The organism is Brevibacillus fortis, assembly GCF_046196545.1.
Classification (GTDB): Bacteria; Bacillota; Bacilli; order Brevibacillales; family Brevibacillaceae; genus Brevibacillus; species Brevibacillus fortis_A.
Genome location: NZ_CP176370.1, coordinates 1,407,028 through 1,420,083 on the forward strand (window position 1 = coordinate 1,407,028; position 13,056 = coordinate 1,420,083).

General features: G+C 48.4%; 8 protein-coding genes and 1 other annotated feature. Of the genes, 7 read left to right on the forward strand and 1 reads right to left on the reverse strand.

What is annotated here, in order from left to right:
- The first annotated feature begins 105 nt into the window (after window positions 1–105).
- From ACKKE8_RS07590 to ACKKE8_RS07600, 3 genes are all read left to right on the forward strand, one after another.
- Window positions 106–741 (forward strand): Crp/Fnr family transcriptional regulator, encoded by a 636-nt coding sequence (locus ACKKE8_RS07590; protein ID WP_409177628.1) that lies wholly within the window; start codon window positions 106–108, stop codon window positions 739–741.
- 69 nt (window positions 742–810) lie between these two features.
- Window positions 811–1,491: a queuosine precursor transporter gene (locus ACKKE8_RS07595; protein ID WP_409177629.1), complete on the forward strand. Its 681-nt coding sequence runs from the start codon at window positions 811–813 to the stop codon at window positions 1,489–1,491.
- Window positions 1,492–1,662: 171 nt separating this feature from the next.
- Entirely contained in the window at window positions 1,663–7,131 is a 5,469-nt protein-coding gene (locus ACKKE8_RS07600) for a chitobiase/beta-hexosaminidase C-terminal domain-containing protein (protein ID WP_409177630.1), read from the forward strand.
- A gap of 82 nt (window positions 7,132–7,213) precedes the next feature.
- On the opposite strand, the gene trpS is transcribed toward ACKKE8_RS07600, so the two are convergent.
- Entirely contained in the window at window positions 7,214–8,200 is a 987-nt protein-coding gene (gene trpS, locus ACKKE8_RS07605; RefSeq protein ID WP_409177631.1) for a tryptophan--tRNA ligase, read from the reverse strand.
- A gap of 85 nt (window positions 8,201–8,285) precedes the next feature.
- Window positions 8,286–8,563: a binding site (T-box leader), on the reverse strand.
- Between the two features lie 132 nt (window positions 8,564–8,695).
- Here trpS and ACKKE8_RS07610 point away from each other — a divergent pair.
- The 4 genes from ACKKE8_RS07610 (at window position 8,696) to ACKKE8_RS07625 (ending at window position 13,009) form a co-directional block, all read left to right on the forward strand.
- On the forward strand, window positions 8,696–9,286 hold the full coding sequence (locus ACKKE8_RS07610; RefSeq protein WP_409177632.1) for a TetR/AcrR family transcriptional regulator: 591 nt from the start codon (window positions 8,696–8,698) through the stop codon (window positions 9,284–9,286).
- Between the two features lie 15 nt (window positions 9,287–9,301).
- Window positions 9,302–9,838: an HXXEE domain-containing protein gene (locus ACKKE8_RS07615; RefSeq protein ID WP_409177633.1), complete on the forward strand. Its 537-nt coding sequence runs from the start codon at window positions 9,302–9,304 to the stop codon at window positions 9,836–9,838.
- A gap of 92 nt (window positions 9,839–9,930) precedes the next feature.
- Window positions 9,931–11,259, forward strand: a complete 1,329-nt coding sequence (locus tag ACKKE8_RS07620) for an ArsR family transcriptional regulator (RefSeq protein ID WP_409177634.1) — start codon at window positions 9,931–9,933, stop codon at window positions 11,257–11,259.
- A 163-nt stretch (window positions 11,260–11,422) separates the two neighbouring features.
- On the forward strand, window positions 11,423–13,009 hold the full coding sequence (locus ACKKE8_RS07625; protein WP_409177635.1) for a M4 family metallopeptidase: 1,587 nt from the start codon (window positions 11,423–11,425) through the stop codon (window positions 13,007–13,009).
- The last annotated feature ends 47 nt before the right edge of the window (window positions 13,010–13,056 follow it).

The window sequence follows — 13,056 nt, forward strand, 5'->3', positions numbered from 1 at the left end:
TTTATTAGGTGGTCATTTTTTCATGTAGAAGGAAGTGATTGACAAATGAATTAAAATACATAAAAGTATAGGTAACTAGGTATTTAAATTGGTGAGGGATGTATCATGAATGAGCCGATCAAGCATGAGAGAATGGGGGAGCAAATCGTTCTAGCCAAGAAAACGGTATTTCAGACACCAGCTGACACTCGAATGGGCATTTTCTTCGTTCAAAAGGGACTCCTGCGTCTCTCTCGGCTAAACGAGGATGGAAAGGCCTTTACCGTGGGATTGCTGGGACCTGGAGCTGTTTTTGGCGAGATTGAGGAAATGGTGCTAGGGTCACGCGCTGTCTACATTGAAGCGATGCAAAAAACGACCCTTACTCATTGGAGTGCGACTCGGATGGAAGAATTGCTGCAAGCATGTCCACCAAGCTTGAAAGAAATGATGTTCCAGTTGGCCAAACGATTGGGCGAACAAGAGGAGCGGATGGAAAAGCTGGCTTTGGAATCGGTCAGGGATCGCGTACTCCATCTGTTGGTTCAGTTATGTCAGCGATTTGGAAAAGTAGAAGAGCCGTTTTGGAAATTGACTGTATCTCTCTCCCATCAGGAAATTGCCAACATGGTAGGGGCGACCAGAGAAACCGTTTCATTAGCATTAGCCAGTTTGGTCGATGAGGGAATTGTGTTGGTGTCCCGAATGTCGATTGCTGTGCATGCATCGAGAATGGTTGATAAAATAAAAGAATGCAAGTAAAATGATTGAATGCTCAAAACGGGCCGCGGTTCGTAAACTCCCGCGTTATCAAAACTAGGAGGAAATCATATGTTTAATTTTTGGATCGGAGTGCTTTTTGCTCTGGTGAATTTCGGGCTGTTCCTGCTCTGCTACCGACTGTTTGGCAGAATGGGACTGTATGCGTGGATTGGGATGGCTACCGTGCTGGCCAACATCCAGGTGGTCAAAACAATCGAGATGTTCGGCTTGGTCATGACTCTCGGCAATACGATTTATGCTTCTATTTATTTGGTAAGCGACCTATTGAACGAGAAGTATGGAGAAAGAGAAGCGAAAAAAGCCGTGTGGTTCGGCTTCTTTACCTTAATTGCGGCAACGATCATCATGCAGCTCGTGCTGGTATTTGAACCACAGGAAACAGATATTGCCCAAGGTTCTTTGCAGACGATTTTCGGTTTGATGCCAAGAGTTGCTTTGGGTAGCTTGTGTGCGTATTTTGTCAGCCAATTTGTCGACGTGAAAATCTATTCGTGGTTGAAGAAAAAATGTCCAGGCCGCAATCAGCTCTGGATTCGCAATAATGGAAGTACGCTCTTCAGTCAACTGCTCGACTCGGTTACCTTCTGTACGATTGCCTTTTTGGGAGAATTCCCAATGGACGTATGGTGGCAAATCCTGTTGACTACCTACTTGATCAAGTTTGTCGTATCGGCAGCTTCGACGCCGGTTCTTTATATCGCACGCAGTATGAAAGTGGACGAAAGCTAATTGACAAAAACACAGAAAAACCGCCAAGAACGATGGAGCTTGGCGGTTTTTGTTTTAACATGTTTAGAAGGATTATACAAACTTTACATCAAATTTACATAATATTCAGGTTATGCGTTTACCATTTTATAGTAGCTACTTCCGAATGATGTGAGGAGGAATGATGCAAGAATGCTGAAAAAAAGAGGAAGTTCTTCCAGATGGCCGAAGCTGGCACTAATAGCCGCGGTCATGATGGGAACTGTTTTACCGACAGGGTGGATGCCACAGGCAAAAGCCGCGCGGGCTGATCATGTGGTGATCAGTGAGGTGTATGGGGGTGGGGGGAATTCTGGCGCCCATTACAAGAACGATTTCATTGAGTTGTATAACCCGACAGAAACGGCTGTTTCGCTTGTAGGGTGGTCTGTTCAGTATGCTGGTGCTACTGGAACCAACTGGAACAAGACCGATTTGACAGGAAGCATAGCTCCTTATGGGTTTTATTTGATCCAGCAAGCAGCAGGATCGGGTGGTGTAGCAGACCTCCCTGCTCCTGAAGTTACGGGAACGCTTGCAATGGCTGGAGCACAAGGAAAGGTCGCATTGGTTAGCCATACTACGCCTTTAACTGGGGCGGATGTATCCTCCCAACCAGGTGTTGTAGATATGGTCGGATACGGGGGAGCAAATGCATACGAGGGCAACTCTCCTGCATCAGCTACTTCAAACTCGACCAGCGCCCAACGCATAAGCGACGCCAGCGGCATTGTGCCGAACGGAGGAAATGGCTGGGATACGAACAACAACGGCAACGATTTTATCACAGGAGCGCCTACTCCGAAAAACACGCAAAGTCCAGTAGAACCGCCGCTACCAACAGATGTAACCGACAAGCTGAACGCTACAGAACTTATTTTTGATCATACTGATCCTATCCAAGCAACAATTCGCGGCTACGTCGGTCATGGGCGGACGATTAAGGTTTATGCGAGTCAGCCTACAGGAACAGGTAGCGATACTCCTTTGGCACAGCAAAATTCGGATGCTTCCGGACTTATCGAGCTGACTTTTGCCAATCCCGATCCAAATGCGCAGGGAGTCTATCTGACTGCAACGGAAGGGAGTAAGAAGGAGAGTGCCGGCATCGAGCTGAGGCCAGCGGTAGCCAGTCCAGCTTTGATCCAGGAAAAAGTCAGCCTGCAAGCATTGAACGGTGTGGGCGAACTGCGAGGAGAAGCAGGAGCGGCAGCAGGGAATGCGATACTGCGCGCATACGATCCGCAAAAACAACCGCTGATGCTTAGTAACAAAGAAACAGGAACGGCACAGGCAAACGGGTCATTTTCCTTCACGATTCCAAATATCGACCAGCTGGATCATATTCTCGTAACGCAGCAAACAGTTGGGGAATATGGCAAATCGTTTGAGAGCCCGGAAGTTAGCGTTACCAAATCAGCAGTAAGTTCGAAGACGATTGCTGAAGCAAGAAATACCCCGGTAGGAACGAACGTGATTGTCGTCGGAACGGTGACGGCGATGTTTGAAGCGGGCGGACAAAACAACGTGTATTTCCAAGATGATACGGCAGGACTCGTACTTCGTGCGCCAGGGCTGACTGGCAAAATAGAAGTAGGAGACAAAATCCAAGCTACAGGAAAAATGAGTGATTATTATGGACTGGCTCAACTCGAAGCGCTCACCAATAACGTGGAAATTGTGCAAAAGCAAGCGGGAGTGCCTAACCCGCAAGTTGTGACTTCTACTGATTTTGCGGCTGCTACAGGAGAGGCTTTGGAAGGCAAGCTGGTGACGGTTAAGGTGGTTACTGTCAAATCAGTATCAAGTGGCAATTATACGCTGGAGGATCCGCACGGTACGTTTGTGTCTCGCCCGGATGCCACTCTTCTCCTTCCAGTGAACAAAAGCTATGCAGCTATTACAGGCGTAGTGAACTACGACCGCAATGTGTACAAGCTGGTGCCGCGAACTGTGGCTGATCTCGTAGAGGACGAGAATAAAGTCCCGATGGTCACAGCGAGTCCAGCAGGTCCTATGGTGACACAAGGAACAAAAGTAACGCTCTCAACGACGATGGCTGACGCAACGATCTTCTATACGATAGATGGTTCGATACCGAGCAAGGAAAGCATGAAGTATACGGGTCCGATCCAGATTGATGCGGATACGACCCTTTCAGCCATAGCCGTCAAGGATGGTTACACAGACAGCAATGTTGCGACCTTCCGCTATGTGATTCAAAAAGAAAACATTCGCATTTACGACATTCAAGGAACATCGCACCGATCATCGATGGCCGATGGAACAGTGAATAATGTTCCGGGAATCGTAACGGCTATCGTCCGAAGCGGCAGTAATGTACAAGGCTTTTATATGCAAGACCCGATCCCGGACGCAGACCCATTTACCTCTGAAGGAATTTACGTTTACGAGCCAAAAGCAGCGGTCACCCCAGGCGATGAAGTAACCGTTAGCGGAACCGTCAAGGAATACGTGCCATCGAACAGGGCGGGTACAGACCTCACCCAGACGCAAATTGATGCGACCACAGTTGTTATTGGCGCTAGAAAGGCACTCCCAGACCCACTCATCCTGGGCAAAGACAACCACGAATATCCGAACGGAATCATCGACAACGACAGTCTCGGCAAATTCGATCCAGACCAAGACGGCATCGACTTCTGGGAAAGTCTCGAAGGCATGCTGGTGCAGATCGACAATCCAATCGTAGTTGGCGAAACCAAGACGTTTACCAATCCACGCGCAACGGAATTTGTCGTCATCGATGATCAAGCCCATCCGAATCAGCCACGTACGCCAGCTGGCGGTGTGGTACTGGAAGCCAATGATTTTCACCCAGAGCGTATCACGGTATCAGACAAACTCGAAACGATTACTGGAGAGGTAAAAGTCGGAGACAAATTTGACGGACCACTGGTAGGCATCATTGACTACAGCTTTGCGAATTACAAGCTGTTCCATACAAAACCATTTACGGTACAGGCAAGCCATTATGAGCCGCCAGTGACGAGTATTTCCCCAAAAGAGGACAAGCTGACAATCGCTACGTACAACATCGAGAATTTTTCGGCTAATACCGATTCTGCTAAAATCAACCGCATCGCCGAGACGATCGTGGACAACATGAAGGGGCCGGATATTATCGGTGTGGTGGAAATGCAGGACGATAATGGCCCAACAGACAATGGGCAAACAGATGCTACGCAGTCTGCGGACGCATTGATCAAAGCAATTGAAAACAAAAACGGCCCGACTTACCGATACACCGATATCGCGCCACAGAACAATCAAGATGGTGGACAGCCGGGAGGAAACATCCGTGTTGGTTTCTTCTACAACCCAGAACGGGTACAGCTGGCAGAAGGAACGCCAGGAGGTGCGACAGATGCGGTACAAATCGAGACACGAGATGGCGTGGCGCATCTGTCTCTCAATCCAGGGCGGGTAGATCCGACAAACGAGGCGTTTGCTTCGAGCCGTAAGCCACTGGCAGCGGAATTCATTTTCCAAGGCGAGCCTGTCATTGTCATCGCCAACCATTTCAACTCCAAGGGTGGAGATCAAGCGCTGTTTGGAAAAGATCAGCCGCCACAGCTGGTGAGCGAAGTACAGCGCATGAAAATTGCCCGTGTGTTAAATAGCTTTGTAAAAGAAATCCATGCGGCGGAAACGAAAGCAAATGTTGTCGTGCTGGGCGATCTCAACGATTTCCCGTTTTCGAATCCGGTGCAGGAATTGGCAGATGGGGTTTTGACCAATATGGTGGAGAAACTGCCAAAGGGTGAGCAGTATACGTATGTGTACCAAGGAAACTCCCAAGTCTTGGATCAAATTCTGGTCAGCAACCATTTGGAGGATGACACGAAAGTTGATATCGTTCACATCAATGCTGGCTTGACCGAGAACGAGGGACGTGTGAGTGATCATAATCCTGTCCTTGTACAGCTGGACTTGAAGGATCGCGGCACGCCGGAAAAAACAGCACAAGAAGTAGTGGAAAGCATCACGCAGCTCACACAGCCAGCAGCGGGTGAGACGCGCTTGAAGCTGCCAGAAGTACCTACAGGCTTTACCATCGCGATCAAGTCGTCTAGTGATACAGCGATCATTGCGCTGGACGGCAAAATTACACCGCCAAATCGTCAGACGAATGTAGACCTGATTTTGGAGGTCACACGAGCATCCGATCAATCGACAGCAGTAACGAAAGCATTGACCGTGCAGGTTCCAGCCAAGCCGGACTCACCACCAACTCCGGACACGCAACGAGAGTTAAACAAACAAGCAGAACAGATCATTTCCTCCAGTACCGAGGAGCAATTGATTCTGGAGCAGGTGGGTCAGGTGCTCGGCAGTCTGGAAAAACTGCTCGAGTCGGAACAATGGTCAGCTACCGAGAAGTGGGAAACGGTTTCGCATACGATCACGACCGTACTCGCAGCGGTAGCTGAGCAGACAGAGCGGGATGTCATTAGCGAAGAGACGCTAAACGATGTAATTAAGAACTTTTTGGAAAAAGCGTTTGACCCTCTTATGAAGGATGGAATCGAGGATGGGGAGCTTGCCCGTTTTGGCTTCACTTCGTTGACCAGTTTGGCGAAAACGATACTGGAACCGCTCGATGACGAGGACATTTCTAAAGAGGTAGCCAAACATGTCCGTTTATTGGCAGAAGCGCTCTTGAAAAAGGCTGGCACAATTATCATCGATGACGGAGAGGAGATCAAAGCATCGGACGAGCAAGTGGAAGAATTGCTTGATATACTCGATGAATTCATGGAAGCGATCGAGCCAGTGGAGGAAAAGATCGGCTTCTCCCCAGTGCTATTCGTTCTGGTACAAGAAAGCGATCGTGACGTGAAGGAACCACGTTCACATAAGAAGGACTCCGATGATCCAACGATGATTTTGGATCAGAAGCTGGTAGAGTTGCTGAAGAACAAAGAGGTAGGGATTCGATTAACGTTGTCAGCCGGAGCATGGGTAGAAGTGTCAGGTGACTACTTTGCTGATGAGCGTGCAAAAAAGTTCGCCATCTCACTGACCGAAGTAAAAGGGGACGGCTATAAAGGAGTGCCGAATCCAGGGGAAGCTTATCAATTGAAAGCGTGGAGCAATGATAAGAAGCTGAATGGCTTAGGCAAAACGGGCTTTACGCTCGGACTGCCGATTGCTGATGGTGCTAGTGAGAAGCTACAGGTCTACTCTTACCGAGGCAATTCGTGGAAACCAGTTACAGGAGGAAAAGGCAAGCTGATCAAGGTGACAAAAGAAGAAGAGCTGGCGACCTTTACCGTATACTCAGCAGATTCATATGTCGTCGGTGATGCTGGGAATGCAGCGGTTAAATCAATCGAGGTTAAACCGAAATCACTAAGGCTGGAGCAAGGAGAGGAAGCAGAGCTCGAGGTTCAGGCTAAATTCGAGGATGGGACTACCGAAGACGTTACCCAAGCAGAAGGAATCGAGTATGAATCGAGCAAACCTAAACAGGTAGAGGTAGACGAGACAGGACGTGTCTTTGTCTCCGATGATGCAGAGCCACGAACCAAAGTGTCTATTACAATCAAGTATGGCGGTAAAACGGCCAAGGTTAGCGTTTTTGTTACAAAAGACTAATTCAAGTAGGATCTAGACACGATAAATGTGAAAAACGGGTTGGGAGATAGCTTCCCAGCCCGTTTTTTGTTGTGGAAATGGACTAGATACGTGCCATCCCCATCGCTTTTTCAACTTTGTACAGCATCTCGTTCGCGACCTTATTGGCTTTGTCTGCCCCGGCAGTCAGGATATCATCCAACTCAGAGGAGTGGAACAGCTGCTCGAAACGTTCTTGAATTGGACGGAGTGTTTCTACGACAACTTCAGCCAGCTCGGTTTTGAATGCGCCGTAGCCCTTGCCCTCGTACATCGCTTCGATCTCATCCAGTGTTTTACCGGAGCAGAGAGAGTAGATGGTCATGAGGTTAGAGACAGCAGGCTTTTCTGCTTTGTCATAACGCACACCGCTGTCGGAATCCGTTTGCGCGCGCTTGATTTTTTTCGTAATGGTGTCTGCATCATCCAGCATGGAGATGAAGGCGCCTTGATTTGGATCGGATTTGCTCATTTTCTTGGTGCCTTCTGCAAGAGACATGATGCGTGCGCCAGTCTCTGGCAGGCGAACCTCTGGAATGGTGAAAATGTCGCCATAACGGCTGTTAAAACGAGCGGCTAAATCACGAGTCAGCTCCAGATGCTGCTTCTGGTCCTCGCCCACAGGGACGAAATCAGTGCCGTACAGCAAAATATCAGCAGCCATCAATGGAGGATAAGCCAGCAGACCACCTGGAATGGATTCGCCACGTCCATCGGATTTGTCTTTGAATTGGGTCATGCGCTCCAATTCACCCAAGTAAGAGGTACACAGCATGATCCAGCCGAGCTTGGCATGGGCCGGTACTTCCGATTGGACGAACAGGGTCATTTTGTTCGGATCGAGCCCAACGGACAAATAGAGAGCCGCGAGACGACGGATGTTTTCGCGCAGGACAGCAGGCTCCTGTGGAACGGTGATCGCATGTTGGTCTACGATGCAGTAAAAGCAGTTGAACTGATCTTGTAGCGGAACGAAGTGCTTCATTGCGCCCAAGTAGTTGCCGAGTGTCAGAATGCCGCTCGGTTGAATGCCGGAAAAGATCGTTTTCATGGGAAAGTAGCTCCTTTCAATGTTAGATGCGAGTTTAGATTTTTTGAACATCCGCTTTAAAATACAAAAAAGTCCATCCGCCCTGGACAGGGACGAATGAACCGTGGTGCCACCCTTGTTATTTCACGTACGGAATCATCCATACGCAAAATCTCTTTGACCCGTACCGTTTCTGTGTAAAACAGCTTGATACGGTGTCCATTGTAACGTACGGACGTAACGCCAAAGCCTACTGCCGCCATGAGAGCGGGTTCGGTTTGGAGCTCGGAAGCCCATTCATCATTTCCTTAACACTGATTCGCACCAACCATCAGCTCTCTGAAGTCTCGAAAAATGACTACTCTTCTTCCTCATTGCCATCAAATGATACCCTTTGAGCAAACATTTTACATAGAGTGGAATAAAAAAGCAAGAGGGTCTTGACAAGAAAATCTAAAAGTTGTAAAAATAACTCAAGAGTTATATAACTGGCGAGTTACTTTCGGGGGTGAGAAAATGACCAATGACAAATTGTCGAAAGGGGAGCTGAGTCGCAGTCGGTTGCTTGCGGCTGCTGCTTCTGAGTTCGCGGCAAAAGGCTTTCATCGCACACGGGTGAGTGACATCGTGAAAGCAGCAGGCCTGACACAGGCGTCATTTTACCAGTATTTCGACAGCAAGGAAGGCTTGTATCAGCAGTTGACGGACGCATTCGTCACCAAGCTGTGGGAATTGGCGGACAGCGGTCAAAAGGTAACGGCCTTGACGAAGGTAGATGTTTTCCATCAGGTACGGGAGAATCTGCTCGCCTTGTTCCGATTTTTTCAAGAGCAGCCTGACCTGACCCGGATCGTGCTGTATCAGGCGGAAGAGGGCGAAGAGTTGCATCGTAAGCTGGCTTCAATTGTTGCTGTCAACCTGCGACAAAATCAGACTGCTGGGCACGTCCGTGTCGAGTTGTCTGTGGAAGTGGCGGCAGAGGCAATGATCGCAGTTGTAGACCGTATGACGACGCGGTATTTGCTAACGGGCGAGAAAACAGCGGAGCAGCTTGCGGATGACGCAGTATCTTTTTTGGCCTATGGAATTTTGCAGGCAAACGAATAGGAAGAGGGTGCTTGTATGCTGGAGCTGTCCCATCTGATTTGGCTGTTTTTAGTCGTTTTCATGTTTCATGATTTCGAGGAGATCGTGATGGTAGAAGGTTGGGTGCGAGCAAAGAAAGACATCATTAGACAGACGGTGCCAGAACGGCTTATGAAGATGATGGAGCCCTCGCTTTCGATGAACACGGCGCAATTTGCCGTCGCAGTCTCTTGTATTTTCGCCGTTTTATCGGCAGCGGTCATCATGACTGTCACGACGCTTTCGGCTGGAACGTACCTCCCGTTTTTTCTGGTTTGTTTGCACGTGATGTTTCTCCATGTTTTCATGCATGTTGGTCACACCGTTGTCCTTCGCACGTACACACCTGGTGTGGTGACGGCTGTGGCATTCGTTTTGCCATATAGTTTGTATACGTATGATCGATTGCTTGAGGCTGGGCTTGTGACGTGGCCGTTAATATGGAGCACGTTGCCGTACAGCTTGCTGATCATACCTGTTTTGTACGTGGCACACCGGATTGGGGAGGCAGCAGGGAAAGTGCTCCCCCGATGAGAAAAAGAAAGGGAGTATGTTATCCTAGTAGAGGTTGTTCAAAAAGTCATTTATTGATCACAGAAGCAGTCCACAAGTAGGAAGAGATTGGTGTGAAAGAGGGAATTTTGTTGAAGCTGCGACTAGGCGTAATAGGCGCGGATGATTCACTTGCCATCATCGAATCAGTCATGCGAGAGTTTCCCGAAATTGAATACTTGCCGATTGTCTATTGGAAAGAAGAAGAAATCCTCGATCTGATCTTGCCGCATGTGGATGAGGTGGATATGTGGCTTTTCTCCGGACAGGTTCCTTATGCCATGGTGAGCGAGTCAGGCAAGGTCCAAGTGCCGATGGCTTATGTGCCTCATCTCGGTGCGAGCTTGTACAGAACCTTGCTTCACCTGTCCCATCAATTGGGAATCCGGGTGGATGAAGTGAGCTTTGATACATTTTCACCAGAAGAACTGGAGCATTTTATGGACGAAGCGGGTATCGCTGGTGGTTACAAATGGCTCAAGCATTATGAGGGAGCAATCTCAGCCGATGAACTGGCCGATTACCACGAACAGCTTTGGAGGGCAGGCAAGACAAAGGTGGCTGTCACCTGCTTGCGGACAGCAGATGTAGAGCTGGCACGTAGAGGTGTCCCTGTACATCGGGTCGTGCCGACACGTGCAGGCGTGATTTCGGTTATTCACATGCTTTTGCGAACGCACGAAATGCTTCACTTCAAAGATACCCAAATTGCCGTGCAGATGATGGAGATCGATCCATTTCGCGAGCTTGCTGGTGGGAACTTTTCCACAGATGAATGGCAAAATGCCGAGATCAAGACGATGGAAAAGCTGTTGCGCTACGCGAAGCATTTGCAAGGCTCACTGAAGACAGCAGGTCCCGGACGCTACGTCATTTTTACAACGCGGGGCAACCTGCAAGAAGTGACTCGTGACTATGCGACCATGCCGGATTTGGAAGAGCTGTTTGGCATTCGCGCTGATCTGGTGACGTGCGGAATCGGGATCGGCAAGACCGCTTATGAAGCAGAAATCCACGGTGGCGCGGCTTTGCTGCACGCCAAAGAGCGCGGGACAGGCAACTGGATGGTCTTCTTTGATGACAAAAGCGTCGTAGGGCCGCTTGGTCGTGCTGAACAGATCACCTATCGGTACGACTCAGAAAAGCTGCAAGAGCTCAGCCAGCTTACCTCTCTCAGTGTCATGACGCTCGCCAAGCTCTACTCCATACTCAAAAAGCGAGGCTCTCAGGAAATTCATGCGACAGAATTAGCCTCGTATCTGCAAATTCTGCCACGAAGCGCCAGACGAATCCTGATTGAACTGGAGTCAAAGGGACTAGCGAAGGTGATCAGGGAGGAAAACCCACACCCGCGGGGCAGACCGCGCAAGGTGTATCAGATCGTATGGCAATCGCAATTGTAATCGCGATTGTAATAAATTTACCAATTAATCATTTCTTTCGGGAAATGATTTTTTTGTCGTTAAAAAATTGTTCTCAAATTCACATTTATGACAAATAATAAGAGATGTAAACAACTATGAACTTACATAAAAAACAATATTTTCCAAGGAGGAGTTAACAAGTATGAAAAAATCGGTTTTTGCAGTAACACTCAGCTTTGCACTAGGTACTTCCACCTTCCTGCCGCTAGCTGCGCAGGCCGAATCCGAAAACATCCTCTATAGCGCTGAGTGGGATACCCCCGAATTTATCGGAGAAGAGTTCGAGGCAGAAGATCTGGATGGCGAAGACAAAGTTTGGGGATTCCTGGAGCAACATCAAGATTCCTTCCGCATTGATGGAGATGTGAAAGATCACTTTAAAGTACTAGATGAAGTGACAGACAGAGAGACAGACATGACTCACTACCGCGTACAAGAAATGTACGAGGGCATCCCGGTCTATGGTTATCAGCAGACGATTCACGTTAACGATGATGGGAATGTAACGGCGTTCCTCGGAAACTACGCTCCTGATCTGTCAAACAATGATAAGCTGACGAAAAAACCAAAACTCAAGGCAGATAAAGCGGTCAAAGAGGCGATCAAGGATTTGGAGGATGAGATCAACAAAAAAGTGGAGAAGTTCGAGGTGAAGCCAAAAGGAAACCTCTATATCTACATCCACGAAGATGAATCGTATTTGGCTTACGAAGTGGAGCTGAATTTCCTCGATCCGCAGCCAGGGCGTTGGAAGTATTTCATCGATGCAAATTCTGGTGACGTGATCAACAAATACAATATGCTCCATGAGATTACAGGGACTGGTACAGGGGTACTTGGTGACTCTAAGTCCTTCGAAGTAACGAAAGTAAGCAATACAAGCTACACGGCGAAAGATACGACGCGCGGAAAAGGAATTGAAACGTACAACGCACGGAACAGATATACCCTCCCAGGCACTCTTGGCTCTGACTCGGATAACAATTGGACAGATGGTGCACTTGTAGACGCGCATGCCTATGCACAGAAAACCTATGATTACTACAAAAACGCACATAACCGCAACAGCTATGACAACAATGGTGCGAAAATGATTTCTACTGTCCATTACGGTAGCAACTACAACAACGCATTCTGGAACGGCGTGCAAATGGTATACGGGGATGGAGATGGCAGCGTATTCCGCCCACTGTCTGCTGGCTTGGATGTCGTCGCACATGAATTGACACATGCCGTTACAGAAAAAACAGCCAATCTGATCTATCAAAATGAGTCCGGTGCGTTAAATGAATCCATCTCTGACATCTTCGGGGCAATGATTGACGACGATGATTGGCTGATGGGTGAAGATGTATACACACCAGGAACGCCTGGAGACGCACTGCGCTCTCTCGAAGATCCGACAGTGGCTGGCGATCCTGACCACTACAGCGATCGCTACACGGGTCCAAATGACAACGGAGGCGTACACATTAACAGCGGTATCAACAACAAAGCGGCATACCTCCTCGCAGAGGGTGGTTCACACCACGGTGTAACGGTCACAGGCATCGGTCGCAATGACACAGCAAAAATCTACTACTACGCCCTAACAAACTACCTCAATCCAAACTCTAATTTCTCCGCTATGCGACAAGCAGCTATTCAATCCGCAACAGTTCTTTTCGGTGCTAATTCCCAACAAGTAGAATCAGTAAGAGATGCGTATGATGCAATTGGTGTGCAATAATCACTAAAATATTTTGTGACACGAAATATTTGTCATACTATTAAAAA